15 protein-coding genes are annotated in these 18,777 nt (G+C 54.8%); 10 read left to right on the plus strand and 5 right to left on the minus strand.

The window, feature by feature from the left end:
• Window positions 1-85: 85 nt before the first annotated feature.
• The 4 genes from M0651_RS23280 to M0651_RS23295 all read right to left on the minus strand — a co-directional run bounded on the left by M0651_RS23280 (window position 86) and on the right by M0651_RS23295 (window position 5,682).
• Window positions 86-2,332 (minus strand): heavy metal translocating P-type ATPase, encoded by a 2,247-nt coding sequence (locus M0651_RS23280; protein WP_248554054.1) that lies wholly within the window; start codon window positions 2,330-2,332, stop codon window positions 86-88.
• A 4-nt stretch (window positions 2,333-2,336) separates the two neighbouring features.
• Window positions 2,337-2,702, minus strand: a complete 366-nt coding sequence (locus M0651_RS23285) for an ArsR/SmtB family transcription factor (RefSeq protein WP_248554055.1) — start codon at window positions 2,700-2,702, stop codon at window positions 2,337-2,339.
• Between the two features lie 145 nt (window positions 2,703-2,847).
• A complete protein-coding gene (locus M0651_RS23290) occupies window positions 2,848-3,516 on the minus strand; it encodes a DNA-3-methyladenine glycosylase (RefSeq protein ID WP_248554056.1) in 669 nt (222 codons plus the stop codon).
• Window positions 3,517-3,606: 90 nt separating this feature from the next.
• Window positions 3,607-5,682: a transglycosylase domain-containing protein gene (locus tag M0651_RS23295; protein WP_248554057.1), complete on the minus strand. Its 2,076-nt coding sequence runs from the start codon at window positions 5,680-5,682 to the stop codon at window positions 3,607-3,609.
• Between the two features lie 209 nt (window positions 5,683-5,891).
• On the opposite strand from M0651_RS23295, the gene speE reads away from it, so the two are divergent.
• The 4 genes from speE (at window position 5,892) to argS (ending at window position 10,080) form a co-directional block, all read left to right on the plus strand.
• Window positions 5,892-6,719 carry a polyamine aminopropyltransferase gene (gene speE / locus M0651_RS23300; RefSeq protein WP_248554058.1) on the plus strand — a complete coding sequence of 276 codons (828 nt, stop codon included), beginning with the start codon at window positions 5,892-5,894 and terminating at the stop codon, window positions 6,717-6,719.
• Between the two features lie 176 nt (window positions 6,720-6,895).
• Window positions 6,896-7,822, plus strand: coding sequence for a hypothetical protein (locus tag M0651_RS23305; RefSeq protein ID WP_248554059.1), 927 nt, complete (start codon window positions 6,896-6,898; stop codon window positions 7,820-7,822).
• A 158-nt stretch (window positions 7,823-7,980) separates the two neighbouring features.
• Window positions 7,981-8,400: a YwiB family protein gene (locus M0651_RS23310; RefSeq protein ID WP_248554060.1), complete on the plus strand. Its 420-nt coding sequence runs from the start codon at window positions 7,981-7,983 to the stop codon at window positions 8,398-8,400.
• Window positions 8,401-10,080, plus strand: coding sequence for an arginine--tRNA ligase (gene argS / locus M0651_RS23315; protein WP_248554061.1), 1,680 nt, complete (start codon window positions 8,401-8,403; stop codon window positions 10,078-10,080).
• Between the two features lie 44 nt (window positions 10,081-10,124).
• Here the strand turns inward: argS and M0651_RS23320 are convergent, their stop codons facing one another.
• Window positions 10,125-11,273 (minus strand): S8 family peptidase, encoded by a 1,149-nt coding sequence (locus tag M0651_RS23320; RefSeq protein WP_248554062.1) that lies wholly within the window; start codon window positions 11,271-11,273, stop codon window positions 10,125-10,127.
• Window positions 11,274-11,699: 426 nt separating this feature from the next.
• Between M0651_RS23320 and rpoE the strand changes: the two genes are divergently transcribed.
• The 6 genes from rpoE to rho all read left to right on the plus strand — a co-directional run bounded on the left by rpoE (window position 11,700) and on the right by rho (window position 18,754).
• Window positions 11,700-12,266 (plus strand): DNA-directed RNA polymerase subunit delta, encoded by a 567-nt coding sequence (gene rpoE / locus M0651_RS23325; RefSeq protein ID WP_248554063.1) that lies wholly within the window; start codon window positions 11,700-11,702, stop codon window positions 12,264-12,266.
• Window positions 12,267-12,609: 343 nt separating this feature from the next.
• Window positions 12,610-14,211 carry a CTP synthase gene (gene pyrG / locus M0651_RS23330; protein ID WP_248554064.1) on the plus strand — a complete coding sequence of 534 codons (1,602 nt, stop codon included), beginning with the start codon at window positions 12,610-12,612 and terminating at the stop codon, window positions 14,209-14,211.
• A gap of 161 nt (window positions 14,212-14,372) precedes the next feature.
• Window positions 14,373-14,750, plus strand: a complete 378-nt coding sequence (locus tag M0651_RS23335; protein ID WP_059040443.1) for a response regulator — start codon at window positions 14,373-14,375, stop codon at window positions 14,748-14,750.
• A 219-nt stretch (window positions 14,751-14,969) separates the two neighbouring features.
• Window positions 14,970-15,824, plus strand: coding sequence for a class II fructose-1,6-bisphosphate aldolase (gene fba, locus M0651_RS23340; RefSeq protein ID WP_248554065.1), 855 nt, complete (start codon window positions 14,970-14,972; stop codon window positions 15,822-15,824).
• Window positions 15,825-16,019: 195 nt separating this feature from the next.
• On the plus strand, window positions 16,020-17,276 hold the full coding sequence (gene murA, locus M0651_RS23345; RefSeq protein WP_248554066.1) for a UDP-N-acetylglucosamine 1-carboxyvinyltransferase: 1,257 nt from the start codon (window positions 16,020-16,022) through the stop codon (window positions 17,274-17,276).
• A 113-nt stretch (window positions 17,277-17,389) separates the two neighbouring features.
• The gene (gene rho, locus M0651_RS23350) at window positions 17,390-18,754 is read left to right on the plus strand and encodes a transcription termination factor Rho (RefSeq protein ID WP_248554067.1); all 1,365 of its coding nucleotides are present in this window, start codon (window positions 17,390-17,392) and stop codon (window positions 18,752-18,754) included.
• Window positions 18,755-18,777 lie beyond the last annotated feature (23 nt).

Genomic DNA, 18,777 nt, shown 5'->3' on the forward strand with positions numbered 1-18,777 from the left:
GAAAAGTTGTGAGAACTACAACATTCCTAACTAAACAAGCCATTTCGCGTTAAAAATGTTGCATGAAATACAACATTCCGAGGTTTCAGTTATTTGAAGCAACTCTGACGGCCGGTGAATTTCCGGCCTTTGGATCCTTGCCAAGCAAAATCGTCAGACCTAGCAGCGTCACAATGATCGTCGCCCCCATATCGGACATAACGGCGATCCATAGTGTTAGCCAGCCGGGGATCGTGAGCAGCAGGGCGATCAGCTTCAACGTGAGCGAGAGGCCGATGTTCCAGGCGATGATCCGCCCGGCCCGCCGAGCGATGCGGATGGCGCGGGGGAGCTGGCCGAGATGATCCTGCATCAGCACGATGTCGGCGGTCTCTACGGCGCTGTCCGTGCCTTGGCCCATAGCGATCCCCAGATCAGCTGCGGCCAGGGCCGGAGCGTCGTTGATCCCGTCGCCGACCATCGCCACCGTCCCGCGGCCGGCCAGCGCCTGAATGTGTGCGACCTTTTGCTCCGGCAACAGGCCGGCATGCCATTCGGTGAGGCCGCTGCGGGCGGCGATCCCTTGGGCTGCCGCGGCGTGGTCGCCCGTCAGCATGACGGTGCGGACGACTCCGGCGCGGTGCAAGGCCCGGACGACGTCCGGAGCTTCCGGACGGAGTTCGTCGGCGAGGCCGAACAGGCCTAACACGCGCGCGGATTCCGCGGCGAGTACTACGGTGAGGCCCTCCGCCTTCAAGCGCGCGAGGTCTTCGTCGACGCGCGCCCGCTCCTCGCCGCCGAGGGAGAGCTGCGCGAGCAGCGCTTCGCTGCCGACAAAGCAGCGAACGCCGTTGACCTCGGCGCTCAGGCCCACGCCGGGCAAGGTCACGAGCCCGGCGGGCTGCAGCCGCTCGGCGCCGCCGCTGCGGGCGGCGACGTGGCGCACTACCGCAGCGGCCAGCGGGTGCAAGGAGCCGCTCTCCAGAGAGGCGGCTACCGCATGAAAGCGCTGCGGGTCATACGCGATCTCGCGCTGCACTTCCGGCTGCCCCTTCGTCAGGGTGCCGGTCTTGTCGAACGCGATCGCGTCCACCTTCCCGAGCTGCTCAAGATGCACGCCGCCCTTGACGAGTACGCCGAGTCGGGCGCAGCGGGTCATTCCGCTGACCAGCGCAATCGGCGAAGACAACACAAGGGCGCAAGGGCAGCCGACGATCAGGATCGCCAGGCCTTCATAGACCCACTTCATCCACGGCTGCCCGAACAGCAGCGGCGGCACCAAAATCACAAGCGCGGCCAGAATCATAATGGCCGGCGTATAGCCCTTCGCAAACCGGTCAATGAACAACTCAGTGGGGGTTTTCTTATCCTGGGCTTCCTGCACGAGATGCATGATTTTGGCTAGCGACGAATCCTCATACGGCTTATCGATTCTTACCTGGAGCAGTCCCTCGCTATTAACGCTGCCGCCGAAGACCTGCTGTCCGGGCTGCTTCGTCACCGGAATGGACTCCCCGGTAATCGCGGCTTCGTTGACGGCGCTGGTTCCTTCCAGAACGGTGCCGTCCGAGGGAATCTTCTCCCCGGCCCGAACGAGCACCACATCCCCGACTTTCAGCCGCGCAATCGAAACGACGGTTTCCCGTTCGCCCTGAAGCACAACCGCTTCTTTCGGAGCTGCTTCGAGCAGCGCCGACAACGAGCGGCGGGCCCGGTTCATGCCGTAACCCTCCAGCAGCTCGTTCAGTCCGAACAATATCGCGACCAGCGTCGCTTCTTTCCACTCGCCGATGATCACCGCACCGGTTAATGCGACGGTCATTAACGTATCCATATTGAATTTCAGGCGAATCAAGTTACGGAGCCCGCGTAGAAACGTGGAATACCCACTGATCACGATGGCGGCCAGGTCAAGGACAATTCCCACCGCGCCTGGAACAGCGGGTATAAACGTCGCTGCGTACATGACGGCGGACAACACCAGCAGCCATAAACCCAAGCGGCTTTCGTGCTCTTCTGCCTCCCCGGCAGTACCGGCGGCCGCAGCGCCAGCTTGTGCGGGTGACCCTATCTCAACCTTAGCAGCTGCCTCTTTAGAAAAACCGTAATCTGGCTTGATCAATGTCGCCCCATCCCTCTTCAATATCCGTTCCACCTGCTGCAAATCCACGGCGGGATCGACCAACAGACGCCCGCTGTTATATAGAAGAGAAGCATCCTGACCATGTTCCAGGCGCTGAATTTCCTCCTGCATCTCCCGGGTGCAGTTGGCACAAGACAGCCCTTGAACGCGAAACTCCACACGTTGGCTTCCGCCTCCGGGTTCCGGATGGTTCTTCATCGTCGTATTCATCCGTTCATCGCTCCTTTTGATGCTCCAGCGTCATGGCCACCAACGTCTGAATATGATGGTCACTTAAGGAATAATAGACGTTCTTGCCTACCTTGCGCGACTTGGCAATATGGAATGCCTTCAACTGACGTAGGTGATGGGAAGCCGTTGCCACCGAAACCTCCAGCAAAGCGGCGATATCGCAGACGCATAATTCCTGGTGCTGCAAATAATAAGCGATCTTCACCCGATTCGGATCGGACAACGCTTTAAATACCAGGACCATTCCGTTCAGATCACGTTCCTCCAGAGTTGCTTGGAGCCCGCTCGAACGCGAGGGATCCGTACATAACGTCTCGCAACCTTCGGTTTCCTGTACCAAATCGGCCATGGATTAGCGACCTCCTATATTCAAATCAACATTAGAATGTATCTAAGAGCCAGTATAAACGATCCTTCAGCATATTCAAATCTTAATTTGAATGTCACCTCGCAGAAAAATGAAAAAGCGCCATCCGGCGCTCTCCATCAAAGATTCAATTGCTTCCCGCCCAAACTTCAGCCTGCTTATCAATAACCGACACATAAGGGTTGCCGCGAAAATAAAACCGCCACGGCTTCGCCGCATACTCTTCCGCATACGCGATGCCGACTCGCGGAGCCTGCACGATCACCTCATTCGGCGCCGGTCTGTCTTCCAACCAAAGCAGCCCTCCGGGCTGAGCGAGCGGCAAGCCATTCAACGCTTTGGTAATGTCCAGCGCCCGGCACAGCTTGCCCGGCCCACCGGACAGGTCAACCGGCTTGCGTGCGGCGGTACCGCGGTAGCGCCGCATTCCCGTTTCGTCCGCCGGGGACAAGGGCTCTACGGCTCGAATTAGTACGGCCTGCGGATCCCCTTCCGTCCCGGTCACGACATTCAAGCAGTTATACATGCCGTAAATCAGGTAGATGTAGGCCGTCCCGCCAGAGCCAAACATGATCTCCGTCCGCGCCGTCCGGCGTCCGCCATGAGCATGACTCCCCTTATCCTCGATGCCGCCGTAGCTTTCGGTCTCCACGATCCGGCAGCGGATATCGCCTTCTTCCGTACGGCGAACGAGCGTCTGCCCAAGTAGTAGGGGGGCGGCCTCCAGGGCCTTCAATCGATAAAAATACGGGGGCAGCGGCGCCCCCGGTTTGATCTGTTCCAAGATAGGGTCCATAGATAAGGAAGTCTCCTTCACCATATTTCTACTCCGGTTCGCTTCCTTTATCGTAAGAACTTTTGCAGAAGTTGTCCAACACTAGCCCTCTTAGTCCATCCACCAACGCTTCAAATCGTTCCACCAGGAATGGCTTTCCTTCTTCTCCTTCTCGGCGGGAGGCGGAAGCGGTTCGGGTTCGCCTTCCCCATGTGCGGAGCAGAACTCCGTTGGCTCAGTGCCCTGAACGAACACTTCCAGCTTCTTGTCCGGGCAATCCTTCGTGGCCAGCAGCCCGGTTTCCGGATCAATATACACACTGACCACCCCATCAGGGATTGGAAAAATCTTCGGAGGCACCTTTTCCAGCGCCTTCTCCGTGTACTTAGCGAAGATCGGCGCGGCTTTCCGCGATTCGGTTGTGCCCAGCGTTTTGCCTTTGTCGTAGCCGACCCAAACCGCCGTCGACAGCTCCGGCGTAAAGCCGACGAGCCAAGCGTCCGTACTGGTCGTCCCGGTTTTGCCTGCGACCGGCCGTTTGATCTCATTCGAGACGCGGTTGCCCGTGCCCCCGGTTTCAAACACGCTTTCCATCAGATGGGTCAGGACATAGGCGGCGGAGGGTTCGACGACCTGCTCGTTTTTGGCCGGCTTGGCTTCATATAGGACGCGTCCGCTGGCATCGGTAATTTTCAACACCGCAACCGGCTTGATGCTGCGGCCTTGATTGCTGATGACGGCGAACGCTGTAGCCATCTCGAACGGACTGACGGGCGATGTGCCTAGCGCCAACGAAGGAACTGCTTGTAGCGAACTGGTAATGCCCATTTTTCGCCCCATCTCGATGACCTGCTCCGCCCCAACCGTTAATATCGTATTGACGGCATAGATATTGTCCGAAGCCGCGATCGCCTGACGCATATCGATATCGCCCAAATACTTGTCGCCAAAGTTCTTAGGGCTATATGTTTTACGATTGTCATCGTAGTGGAACAAGGTCGGCTGGCTGCTGAACCTGCTGGCGCTGGTCATTTTTCTCGAAGAGAGCGCCGTCAGATACATGATCGGCTTAAAGCTGGACCCGGGCTGGCGAGTCGAAGCGAAAACGTGATTGTATTGGCTCTCCTTATAATTTGCGCCGCCGACCATCGCCTTAACGTACCCGTTGCGCGGATCGATAGAGATCAGAGCCGCTTCCAACTCCGGCGCATTTCCGAGCTCCGAGGCCACCGCTGCTTCCGCCGCCTGCTGCGCATCGGGATCCAGCGTCGTGTAAATGTTGAGCCCGCCGTGTTCAAGCAGCGTCTCATCAAAACCCAATTCGCCTACAATCACATTCCGAATATAATCCCGGAAATACGGGGCTTTATCGGTTGGGCTTTGCTGCTTCGGCGATTGGAATTTCAGCATGGCTTCGTAAGCTTGATCGGCTTCCTGTTGCGTGATCTCGCCTGTGGTGACCATCGCCGACAGCACAGTCCGCTGACGGTCCTTGGCGTTCTTCATATGATTGAACGGCGAATAATAGGTGGGGCCTTTCGGAACGCCCGCCAGCAGTGCGCTTTCCGCCAGACTTAGATCCTTGGCCGGCTTGCCGAAGTACATCTGAGCCGCGGCTTCGATTCCATACGCGCCGTGTCCGTAATAGATCTCATTCAAGTACATACGTAGAATGTCGTCTTTGGAATATTTCATTTCCAGCTGAGCGGTGTACATCGCTTCCTTGATCTTCCGCGACCAGGTTCGTTCATGTGAGAGATATAAATTTCGCGCCAGCTGCTGGGTTAAGGTACTAGCTCCTTGAACGGTACCCATTTCCTTGAGGTTCACGAGAGCGGCCCGGGCCATCCCCTTCATATCGAAACCGAAATGATTGTAAAACTGCCGGTCTTCCGTCGCCAGCGTCGCTTTGACGAGCCAGGGTGAAATGTTCGCCAGCTCGACGCTTTCCCGGTTCTTCCCGCCATCGGAGAACACAGCGATCGTCTCTCCTTTGCTGTTGATCAGCTGCGAGTTCCGGTCGGAATCGGCAAGCGGCAGCTCAGCCTGCCACAGGTAAAGCAGCAGGATGCCGGCGGCACATAGGCCAAGTAATCCGACGCCGAGGGTAAGCTTAAACAGCAGAAGCCACGGACGGCGAGGTTTACGCTTATGTTGATGTCGGTCACTGCGAACGAGTTTCTGCACGAAGGGACTCTCCTTTCCAATCCTAAAGCAAATCCGTGCTGCGGTTATCTTTGTTTTAGTATGGGAAAGTTTGGGAGAGATCATTCACGCCAGAAGGGCAGCAGCACCGATTTTCCGGGGAGATGTGTTATTATTTTTTCGTTTGGTACAATATAGGAGATGAAGTTTTGACGGAAATACAACGATCTTAGGGAAAGAAGGTTAAGCGAATGGAGTTATGGTTTACGGAGAAACAAACGCCCGTTTTTGGGATTACCGCAAAAATACGCGAAACCCTGGTCACCGAACAAACCGAGTTTCAGGATTTGGCGATGCTGGATACAGAGGAATTTGGCCGCATGCTCGTCCTGGACGGCATGGTTATGACGACGATTAAGGATGAATTTGTGTACCACGAGATGGTGGCGCATCCGGCGCTGTTTACCCATCCCAATCCCAAGCGTGTGCTCGTGGTTGGCGGCGGGGACGGCGGAGTGATTCGCGAGGTAATCAAGCATCCGGAAGTGGAGCAAGCGGTGCTCGTGGAGATCGATGGCAAGGTCATCGAGTACTCCAAGAAATACCTGCCGGAAATTGCCGGAGGGCTGGACAATCCGCGGGTGGATGTTCAGGTGGCTGACGGCTATATGCATATTATTGAAAGCAAAAATCAATACGACGTCATCATGGTCGATTCAACCGAGCCGGTCGGGCCGGCGGCGCCTTTGTTCGAGCGCGGATTCTATCAGGGGATTTACGAAGCGTTGAAGGAGGACGGCATCTTCGTGGCGCAAACCGACAACCCTTGGTTCAAGGCCGACTTGATTCAAAAAGTGAACAAAGACGTGAAGGAGATCTTCCCGATCGTCCGTGTTTATGGCGCCAACATCCCAACCTATCCTAGCGGCCTGTGGACGTTCACGCTCGGCAGCAAGGTTCATGATCCGCTCCAAGTGGATGAGTCGAAGATCCCGGAGTTGGACACGAAATATTATACGCCTCGCCTCCATAAGGCGGCGTTCGTACTGCCTAAATTCGTGGATGACCTCGTGAAGTAAATGGGACGGTTCCGGGAATTTTGGCTCGTATGGGTGAAATAAAATATGCCGTACGAACTATAAATGACCGAGATCAATTGTGATAGTATGATTTATGTCACTACTTTCTCATGGGATAAGGCGGGATTTTTATAAAAACGAACAACCCGGCCCGAAGTATGATTGCGGGCCTTACAATGATTATTGTGGTTATGGTGGCGGGCTGGATCTTTTACGGCCGCCCTGACGCTCCATCTGAAGCTTCGACGAACGCACCGGTTCAAGCGCCGGCGGCGGAACAGGGGGAAGCTGCCGGGGAAGCCAATAAAGAGGCGGCAGTTGAATCGCCTTATTTGCTAGACCATCTCCCCTTTAAGGAAGAGGAGGTTCAGGAAATTTCAGCGGGCGGGAACGAGCTGCACGCCAACGTTCCGGCGGAAAGGCAGTTTGTCCTCCTGCAATCGCTTCGTTACACGGATATGAAGAGCGCGCTTGCGGATCCGATTCCGGCGGCCTCCCGGAAGCCGATTGTTCTGCAATTTAAGCTGGCGGACACCAACTTTGAGCTCACCTATGATTTAACCGGCAATGCCTTTGAGTACCAAGGGAAGTATTACTATGCCGACGACCAAGTACTGCTGTTGATGCAGGGGCTATTTCATGAGCGGGAGGAGTTGGCTTCCCTGGATGGATTACTGGAGCAAGCAAGGGTCGAACAGGAGCAGGCAGGCACGGTGGATCCGGCTCCGCTTGAAGCGGAGGATGCCCTGGTGGACGGAATGGATTTCAACGGCTGGGAGCAGCAGCTGGATAAGGCCCAACCCGAGGATATCGTCTGGGCGAAGCCATTTTACGACGATGGCACCGGTCAGGTGAAACAGGCGCGTTTGTTTAAGGACGGAGTGTTGGCTTTAAATCGGATGATCGTCTTTACTCGGCCGGAGCATCAGGCCGCAGACGGCGTGAAGACGGGGATCGGTACGGACGGCGTGACCGCCAAGCTGGGGCCGGAGGCCCTGAAGCTGGTCAGCCGCTGGAGCTACAAGGTCGGCGATTATTATCGGTTTCATGTGTATTTTGCAGATGGTAAAGTCAAATACCTCGCGTTAAGCCAGCCTCTATAGGCCGCGGATAGGCTACGCCGGATCAAGAGAAGGAAGTCGCTGAAGCAGCGGCTTCTTTTTGGGTTGCGGGGCGCACTGTGCCGCGTATGTATTGAATTGCCGGGACGAACTGGCTATAGTAGTACAGTAAGGATCGATGTCGGAAGGAGATTTGCCCTATGCCGGAAACCAAGCCGGTGAGCCTCGTGCTGACGAGCCGACAGGAAGCGGAAGAAACCGTACAGCATTTGCGGGGAAATGCCGTTCGCCGGGGCGAGTCCGTATATATTCGGTATGAAGAGCCTGATCCGGGACCGGATGGCGCCAAGACGCGTACGATGATCAAGATAACCGGCGATGAACTGAAGATCATACGCCACGGAGGCGTAGAGGCCGAGCAGACCTTCCGCAGCGGACGCCGCTTGCCGGGGTTTTATCGCTCTCCCTTCACCCGGTTTAACCTCTCCACCGATACGGTGAAGCTAGAGTCGAGATGGGAAGGCAGGGTTGGTCAGGTCGTCTGGGAATACGATTTATACGTGTTCGAAGAATTATCGGGACGTTTTGAACTCAGTTTACATATACAGGAGGACGTTTAAATGCCACACAATCCGTTGGAACAAATGAACCAGGCGCTGAAGGAAGCGATTCTGGATGCGATCGTATCCGCAGGGCTGGCGCAGCGGGAGGAAATTCCGGCTATCGTGCTGGAAGTGCCAAAGGACAAGGCCCACGGCGACTTCGCTACGAATGCAGCCATGCAGCTGTCGCGGATCGCGAAGAAGAACCCGCGCCAAATCGCCGAGGAGGTTCTCGGCAAGCTGGATCACGGGCAGGCCGGGATTGAGAAGGCGGAAATCGCCGGCCCGGGTTTCATCAATTTTACGTTAAGCAAGAGTTATCTGTATCCGATTCTGCTGCAGGTGTACCGCGAAGGTGAGAGCTATGGACGTACCGGACTGGGGAATGGGAAAAAGGTGCAGGTCGAGTTCGTCAGCGCCAACCCAACGGGCAGCCTTCACCTCGGACATGCCCGGGGCGCGGCTGTGGGCGACGCACTCTGCAACGTGCTGGATTTTGCCGGTTACGACGTGACGCGCGAATATTATATCAATGACGCCGGGAATCAGATCGTCAATATGATTAAATCGATCGAAGCCCGATACCGTCAAGAGCTTGGACAAGACGTGGAGATGCCGGAAGACGGGTACCATGGCGAGGATATCAAAGGGTTTGCCAAGGAGCTCGTGGCCGAGCAAGGCGATAAGTTGCTCAGCATGTCGGAGGAAGAGCGGACCGTGTTCCTGCGCAAATTCGGACTCGATAAGGAGCTCGCCAAGATTCAGCGCGATCTGGAGCGTTTCCGGGTTGGCTTCGACGTCTGGTTCAGCGAAACTTCTCTGTACCAGGACGGCCAGGTGGAGGCTTCGCTTACCGAGCTGCGTGATAAAGGGCAGACCTACGAGCTGGACGGGGCAACTTGGCTGAAGACAACGGAATACGGAGACGACAAGGACCGCGTATTGGTGAAAAATGACGGTTCGTATACGTATTTGACGCCGGACATCGCCTACCACCGCAATAAGTATGATCGTGGCTTCGACCGGATCATTAACATCTGGGGCGCCGACCACCATGGGTATATTCCACGGGTGAAGGCTGCGATGCAGGCGATCGGCAAGGATCCGGAGAAGCTGACCGTGTTAATCGCGCAAATGGTCAGCTTGTTCCAGGACGGCGAGAAGGTGAAAATGTCCAAGCGCACCGGCAAAGCGGTCACGATGGTGGACTTGATGGACGAGGTTGGCGTCGACCCGATCCGCTATTTCTTTACGATGCGCAGCATGGATTCGCATCTGGATTTTGATATGGATCTGGCGATTTCGACTTCGAACGAAAATCCAGTGTATTACGTGCAATACGCACACGCACGGATCTGCAGCATTTTCCGCCAGGCGGAAGAGCAGGGGATCCAGGTTCCGGCCGCGGAGAGCGTTGAACTCGGCAAGCTGACGGCCGAGCACGAATACGACCTGTTGCGGAAGCTTGGCGAGCTGCCGGAAGAAATCGGCGTGGCCGCGGAGAACTACGCCCCGCACCGTTTGGTTCGCTATGTGTACGAACTGGCGGCGTTGTTCCACAGCTATTACCGGGCGGAGCGCGTCATTACGGAAGACGCGGATCAAACGGCGGCGCGACTTGTACTCCTCGGCGGGGTGCGCACGGCGCTTGCCAATGTTCTCCGCTTGATCGGCGTGTCCGCGCCGGAGAAGATGTAACAAAGCTGCGCCGGAGACGGCAAGGCGTTGCGGCTAACCGGCGGTTAGCTGCTGCGCCCCGGTTTGGCGCGCAGCAGGCGCGCTGCGCTGATCTCGCCGGCGCCGCCGCCTTTGGCCCTGGCTGCGGTGCTGGCTAACGGCTTGGCGGTGCGGCGCAGGCGGCGCTTGATTTCGGCCGGCTTCATGTCTGGCTTCATGGACAACAGCAGGGCAACCGCGCCGCTGACGTGCGAAGTCGCCATGGAGGTGCCGCTCATTTCGCGATAACCGCCTCCCAGCCAGGAAGAGCTAATTTTCTCGCCGGGGGCGTAAATGTCAATATTGGGACCATGGTTGCTGAAGGAGGCGATTTTGCCGTCCTTGCTGGTCGCGCCTACGGAAATCGTCTGAGGGTAGCGCGCCGGGTAGTCGGCGCCGCGGCCCTTTTTGTCGTTCCCCGAGGAGGCGACGACGACGATCCCCGCGTTATGGGCTTTCCGGATGATGTTTTGCAACGAGGCGCTGTTGCTCTTCATGCCGAAGCTCATATTAACAATGTGCATCCGGTTGCGTACGCACCAGTCGATGCCCATAATGATGTCGGAAACAAAGGCAGAGCCGTTATGGTCAAATGCCTTCACCGGAAAGATTAAGGACCGGGGGGCCACCCCCATCATCCCTTGCGATCCGCCGGAAGCAGCGATCGTTCCGGCGATATGCGTGCCGTGTCCGTTGTCGTCGTACGGTAAATTGATCCGACTCAACAAGTTGATCCCTCGGGCCAGGGAATGGCGTAAGTCCGGGTGGCTGAAGTCAGCCCCTGTATCGATGACCCCAATGCGTACCCGGTAGCCTGTGGACACGGACCAGGTTTCCGGGGCGCCGATTCGCCGGACCCCCCAAGGAATCGCGGAAGTTTGCCCCTTATTAGCCGGAGCCGGGCTATGAACGCTGACGAGGCTGTCTTGTTCGACCCTAAGGCCGAAGCGGGAGCGGGCGGCTTCTCCCCGCAAACCGAGGGGGCAGATCAGAGCTTGCAGTAGCGATGATGAGCGGACATGCCGCAGCGCGGGATGCTGGCGCTTGTGCTTGAACAATTGCCGTACGCATTCTGCGAAATCAGCCGGTTGCGCAAAGCGGATGATGATACGGCCGCTTTTTCCAGAGGTGTCGACATGATCGTTCAAATACCTGAGGAATCCGGAGTAGTCCATGTATAAGTTGCCCCTCCTACGAAGCGTGTTGAAGTATAGTATGAGGCTCCCTTTTTCATTGAATGGGGAAGCGGCCCTGTTTTGCGGAAATGGGCCCGGCTTGCCGCTTTTGGCGCGTAATACGGCGTGTCAAAGTACAAATCTGGACATAGGATGAAGGGAAGGCCTTGCGGCTTTCGCCAACCCAGGAGAGGGCCGGGGCCTTCTTTGGGGAAGGATACAGTCAAGGAGCAGAGAACCGGGGTTCTCCGCTCCTTCCCTTTTATCGGGCGGGGCTTTAGTGTGTTTTTAAAACTTGCAATTTGGGTCCAAATAGGTTTTACTATTGTGTGATATGGATATGTTAGTGAAGGAAACCGGCCCTAAGGCGTAGGTTTCATCTTTGCTTTATAGTGAACTATTTGCGTGAGAGGAAGTGTCCGTAACGTGAGTACCCCCTTGAATTTGAAAATCGACCCGGAGAAGGTCCAGGAAATCCCGATGGTCGACTTGGCCTTTATGATCTTGAAAGCGGCGAATACGCCGTATTACTACCGCGACCTGATGAATGAGGTTGCCCAGCTTCGCGGAATGACAGAGGACCAAATTAACGAAGCGATTGCGCAGCTTTATACGGAAATAAATATCGACGGACGTTTTGCCTGCGTCGGCACCAACCTGTGGGGCTTGAAGCGTTGGTATCCCATCGAGCGTTCGGAAGATCCCGTCGGCAACTCCAAACGTCCGCGCATTATCAATGATGACGACGATGATCTGGACGACGATTTTGTGGAAGAGGACGATACGTACGTATCCGACGACGAAGAGGATTACGATGCGATCGACGAGGATTCCGAAGACGAGCTGTTCCCGGACGACGACGATGACGACGTGGAAGAAGTCGAAGACGAGGAATTGCTCCCTGACGAGGAACTCGAGGACGAGGACGAACTTGCCGAAGAAGAGGAAGAACTGGACGCCGAAAAGGACTTCGAGGACAACGACGAGGATTGATAAGCGCCTCGGGACAGGGACTTCGCGGCTCTTAATGCGACAAATGAGAGGACGGCCTGAGCCGTCCTTTTTTATGTCTTATTTTGTTCAGATCTGCCCTCCGCCTTCACTTGACACGGACTTGGGTAACGGGTAAACTATTGCATGGGCTTATGATTCAAACCTATAACATATGCATTTTATTAAAAGTGCCCCGACCTATTCGGGTGTCACTTTTTTGTTTTTTTTATAGCCATTTTGGCTATGTTTTGCCGGATAATAGGTTACGCTAATGATCTAAGTTGCCTGAATTTCTGGGATCTGATTTTGTATGAACACGTACTACTTTAGGAGGTTTTGGGCTGTGGCAAAATATATTTTCGTGACAGGCGGGGTCGTATCCTCACTGGGGAAGGGCATTACGGCGGCTTCGTTGGGCAGGCTGCTTAAGAACAGAGGTTTGAAGGTAACGATCCAGAAGTTCGATCCATACATTAACGTCGATCCGGGCACGATGAGCCCGTATCAGCACGGGGAAGTATTCGTCACGGACGATGGCGCCGAGACCGATTTGGATCTGGGCCATTATGAACGTTTTATCGATATTAATCTTTCGAAGAACAGCAATGTGACCACGGGGAAAATCTACTCCTCGGTCATTGGCAAGGAACGCCGCGGTGAGTATCTGGGCGGAACGGTTCAAGTCATTCCTCATATTACGAACGAGATTAAAGAGCGTGTCTTCCGTGCCGGGCGCGAAGCGGGCTCTGATGTCGTGATCACCGAGATTGGCGGTACCGTTGGTGACATCGAAAGCTTGCCGTTCCTGGAAGCGATTCGACAAATCAAGAGTGACATCGGACGCGACAACGTCATGTATATTCACGTGACGCTGATTCCATATATCAAAGCCGCCGGCGAAGTTAAGACGAAGCCGACCCAGCACAGCGTCAAGGAGCTGCGCAGCATCGGGATTCAGCCAAACGTCATTGTTTGCCGTACGGAGCATGAGCTTTCGGAGGACATCAAGGGGAAAATCGCCCAGTTCTGCGACGTTGACGCCAGCGCGGTTGTGGAATGCCGCGATGCGGACACGCTGTACGAAGTGCCGCTTAACCTGCGCGACGAGGGGCTTGACGAGATCGTCGTCAACCACCTTAAACTGACGACACCGGCGCCGGATATGCGCGAATGGGAAGGTCTTGTTGACCGTATCAATAAGCTGGAGAAAACCGTGGAGATCGCCATCGTTGGTAAATACGTGGCGCTGCATGACGCATATCTCAGCGTGGTGGAATCGTTGTCTCACGCCGGCTTTGACGCGAATGCGGACGTGAAGGTTCGCTGGGTGAATGCGGAGGAAGTGACGGACGAGAACGTGGCTGAGCTGCTGAAAGGCGTAGGCGGGATTCTCGTACCGGGTGGTTTCGGCGATCGCGGCATCGAAGGCAAGATTACGACGATCCGTTATTCCCGCGAAAACCAGATTCCGTTCTTCGGCATTTGCCTGGGGATGCAGGTGGCTGTGATCGAGTCTGCTCGTTCACTTGCAGGACTTCAAGGCGCCAACAGCTCGGAGATCAATCCGTCCACCGAATATCCGGTGATCGATCTGCTGCCCGAACAGAAGGATATCGAGGATCTCGGCGGGACGATGCGGCTGGGATTGTATCCATGTAAGCTGGCACCGGGATCGCTCGCGATGCAATGTTATGACGACGAGCTGGTTTATGAGCGTCACCGTCATCGGTATGAGTTCAACAATACGTATCGCGAGACGCTGGAGCGTGTCGGCCTGCGCATTTCCGGAACCTCTCCGGACGGGCGGCTCGTAGAAATCGTTGAGCTTCCGGACCATCCTTGGTTCCTGGCGGTGCAATTCCACCCGGAGTTCACTTCTCGGCCAAACCGTCCGCAGCCGCTCTTCCGCGAGTTCGTGAAAGCTTCCATCGCGCACTTGTCCTAAACACGGATTGACCACAATTGCCATCCAGGGGACACTCTGTCAATTTGGTTCGACTGATTTTTTAAGGCTCTTTTTTCCAGTGGAGAAGGGTTTTGCAAATCGGGAGCGAAGTAATTAGGTATGACCAGGATTACAGGGTGGACTTGTAGGAGGGCTTTTCGGTGGAAGAGAAGAAAGTGTTAATTGTCGACGATCAGAACGGTATCCGCATTTTATTGATGGAAGTGTTCAGTAGCGAAGGGTATAAAACGTTTCAGGCGGCCAACGGCAAAATGGCTTTGGAAATCGTCCGCAGCGATTCGCCGGATTTGGTGCTTCTCGACATGAAAATCCCGGGCATGGACGGCTTGGAGATCCTTAAACATATCAAGGAGGCCAATCCGGAGATCAAGGTCATTATGATGACGGCCTACGGCGAGCTCGATATGATCAAGGAAGCGACGGACCTTGGGGCTCTGATGCATTTTACGAAACCCTTTGACATTGATGAAATGCGCGCAGCGGTCAACATGCAGCTGAAAGGTGGAGCTCGTCTTTAGGCGGACCGCGGATGAAAAGAAGGCCTTCTATAGGAGAGCGGCGTGGAATCACGCGGTCTCCTAAAGAAGGTCTCTTTTTCTGGAATAAATAAGCACAAGGCGTTCACAAACGAAGGGAAAGCATGAATAGTATTTTTGACAGGTTGTGGTATAATAAGAAAGTGTGTGAATGTCGGCTAAATAAGATAAAATCCCACATCCTTAGGAGGATTGAAACCCATGCCATTAGTATCGATGACTGACATGTTGAACAAAGCCCTTGCCGGCAAATATGCCGTAGGCCAGTACAACATCAACAACCTGGAATGGACGCAAGCCATTCTGGCTGCAGCTGAAGAAGAGAAATCCCCGGTTATTCTGGGCGTTTCCGAAGGCGCTGCCCGCCATATGGGCGGTTTCTACACCGTTGTTAAGATGGTGGAAGGCCTGCTGCATGACATGAAAATTACAGTACCTGTTGCAATTCACCTCGACCACGGATCGAGCTTTGATAAATGTAAGGAAGCGATTGACGCTGGCTTTACTTCCGTTATGATCGACGGTTCTCATCATCCGATCGAAGAGAACATTGCCATGACGAAGAAGGTTGTTGACTACGCTCATGCCAAAGGCGTTTCGGTTGAAGCTGAAGTTGGCACAGTTGGCGGTCAAGAAGACGACGTAATCGGCGGTATCCAATACGCTAACCTGGACGAGTGCGTTCGCATCGTCAAAGAAACCGGCATCGATACCCTGGCACCAGCGCTCGGCTCCGTGCATGGTCCTTACCATGGCGAACCGAACCTTGGGTTCAAAGAAATGGAAGAAATCCGCGACGCTGTTAAGCTTCCGCTCGTTCTTCATGGCGGGACAGGCATTCCGACGCATGATATCACCAAAGCGATTTCGCTGGGTACGTCCAAGATCAACGTGAACACAGAGAACCAAATTGCGTTCACCAAAGCGGTTCGTGACGTATTGGCTGCGAAACCAGATGCTTACGATCCACGTAAATACATCGTTCCTGGCCGTGATGCGATCAAGGCTACGGTAGTTGGCAAAATCCGAGAGTTTGGTTCCAACAACAAGGCTTAAGGATCAACGCCAAGCGTTTGCGCCGACCTCTGCTACAGTGGGGACGGTGTAACTTAAGGGCGGACAAGCGATTGGACCGTCCAGCTGAATAAGGTGACTTGGAGAGCACACCGCTTAGACGGTGTCTTTCCATTTCTGCCGCTAAAAATCATGGTCTTGTGTACCGACGCAAATACGTAGGGGGATCCTGGACTTATGGAGAAATTAATGATCCGTGGCGGACGTCCGCTGCGCGGAAGCGTTTCGATCAGCGGCGCAAAAAACAGCGCAATCGCGTTGATTCCGGCTGCGATCTTGGCAGAATCTGAAGTGGTTCTGGATAACTTGCCGATTTTGAGCGACGTGGCGGTATACTCGGAGATTTTGGAGGAGCTGGGCGCTCGTGTCATGTGGGATGGCAGTCAAATGCGCATCGATCCCACCCATATTCGTTCAATTCCGATGCCCAATGGGCCGGTAAAGAAGCTGCGGGCTTCCTATTATATGATGGGGGCCATGTTAGGGCGTTTCAAAGAAGCTACCATCGGGTTGCCGGGGGGCTGTAACTTTGAGCCTCGTCCGATTGATCAGCATATCAAAGGGTTTGAAGCGTTAGGGGCGAACGTAACGAATGAACACGGTGCCATTCATTTGCATGCGAAGGAACTGCGCGGCGCGAAGGTTTACCTGGACGTCAGTAGTGTTGGAGCGACGATTAATATTATGCTGGCGGCGACAAGAGCCAAAGGCGCTACGATTATCGAAAATGCGGCGAAAGAGCCTGAAATTATAGATGTGGCCACTTTATTAAATTCCATGGGGGCCGTGATTAAAGGGGCCGGTACGGAGACGATCCGGATTGAAGGCGTTACCGAGCTGAAGGGCTGCCGCCATTCCATTATTCCCGACCGGATCCAGGCCGGGACTTATATGATCGCCGCCGCGGCGACGCGGGGCGATGTCTTGATCGACGGCGTGATTCCCAAACACTTGGAGGCGTTGACGGCAAAGTTGCTAGAAATGGGCGCTCAAGTCGAGGAGCTTGATGAGAGCATTCGAGTGATCGGTCGCCCAGACTACCATCATGTCGATGTCAAGGCATTAGTTTATCCCGGTTTTCCTACGGATATTCAGTCACCGATGACGAGTCTGCTCACGCAGGCGAAGGGGGTCAGTGTACTGAGCGATTTTGTATACAGCAACCGGTTTAAGCATGTGCCGGAACTGGTGCGGATGGGAGCGAAAATCCGTGTGGAAGGCCGTTCGGCCATCATCGAAGGCGGACCGCTGAATGCCGCCAAGGTCAAAGCGGCTGACTTGCGCGCTGGGGCGGCGTTGATCGTGGCCGGGTTAACGATTCCGGAGGGAATTACCGAAGTTTTTGGCGTGGAGCTGATTGACCGAGGTTATGATCATCTGGTGCCGAATTTGCGGGCATTGGGTGCCGATGTTTGGCGGGAGACGGAAGAATAACTTTCCTCTCTCGCGCATAAGTTGCCAAGGATAGGGCATACTAGGCGAATAAGTCTATCATTATGCCATGACTTCATAGATTTCAATAAAATTGAATAGGTGGTTATTTTAATATGGATCTTCAAATCGCCGATCTGGATGGGATGAAGCTTACCGAGCTGTACAAGCTGGCGAAGCAATATCAGATCCCTTATTACGGCCAATTAAAGAAGAAAGAATTGATTTTTGCTATTTTAAGGGCACAGGCCGAACAAAGCGGTCTGATGTTTATGGAAGGCGTGCTCGAGATTTTACCGGAAGGGTACGGATTCCTAAGACCCATTAATTATTTGCCCAGTACGGAAGATATCTATATTTCCGCTTCGCAAATCCGCAAGTTTGATCTGCGTACCGGGGATCTCGTTTCCGGGAAGTGCCGAACGCCGAAGGAAAATGAAAGGTATTTTGGCCTCCTGCAAGTGAACGCCGTTAACGGCGAGAATCCGGCCATCGCGGCCGAACGTCTGCATTTCCCAGCGTTGACTCCACTTTATCCGCAGACCAAATTAGCGCTCGAAACTTCCCCAAATCACTTATCCACCCGAATTATGGATTTGCTTGCCCCGGTCGGACTCGGCCAACGCGGCTTGATCGTGGCGCCGCCTAAAGCAGGGAAGACCCTGCTGCTTAAGGAAATCGCCAACAGCATCTCCACCAACAATCCCGAGATTGAGTTATTCGTATTGTTGATCGATGAACGTCCGGAAGAAGTCACCGATATGCAGCGCTCGGTCAAAGGCGAAGTCATCGCTTCTACATTTGACGAGCTGCCGGAGAACCATATCAAGGTGGCGGAGCTTGTGCTGCAGCGCGCTTTGCGTCTGGTGGAGCATAAGAAGGACGTTGTGATTTTGTTGGACAGTATTACGCGTCTCGCCCGGGCGTATAACTTGGTCGTACCGCCATCGGGTCGTACGCTGAGCGGGGGGATCGATCCGGCCGCATTCCATCGTCCTAAACGTTTCTTCGGCTCGGCCCGGAATGTGGAGGAAGGCGGCAGCTTGACGATTTTGGCAACAGCTTTAGTGGATACCGGTTCGCGGATGGACGATATTATCTATGAGGAATTCAAAGGCACCGGTAACATGGAACTGCACCTGGATCGGAAGCTGGCGGAACGCCGGATCTTCCCGGCCATCGACATTCGTCGCTCCGGCACACGCCGCGAGGAAGTGCTGCTGAGCAAAGAGGAACTGGATACAATTTGGTCGATTCGCAAAAATATGAACGACTCTTACGACTTTGTCGAAGGGTTCCTGAAGAAGCTGCGTGACAGCAAGACCAATGCGGAATTCCTGGCTTCCTTCGACGTTTCCGGGAACACGCCTTCGGGTGGCGGTAACGGCGGAGCGCGCCGTCCGGTTCGATCGAGCTCCGCTTCTACGCGGACTGGTTCGACTTCTTCGAGTGCCGGGACCCCGCATAATTCCACAGTCTAAAAGTGAATCGGGAAGTCTTATTC

Source organism: Paenibacillus mellifer (assembly GCF_023195895.1).
Lineage (GTDB): Bacteria > Bacillota > Bacilli > Paenibacillales > Paenibacillaceae > Fontibacillus > Fontibacillus mellifer.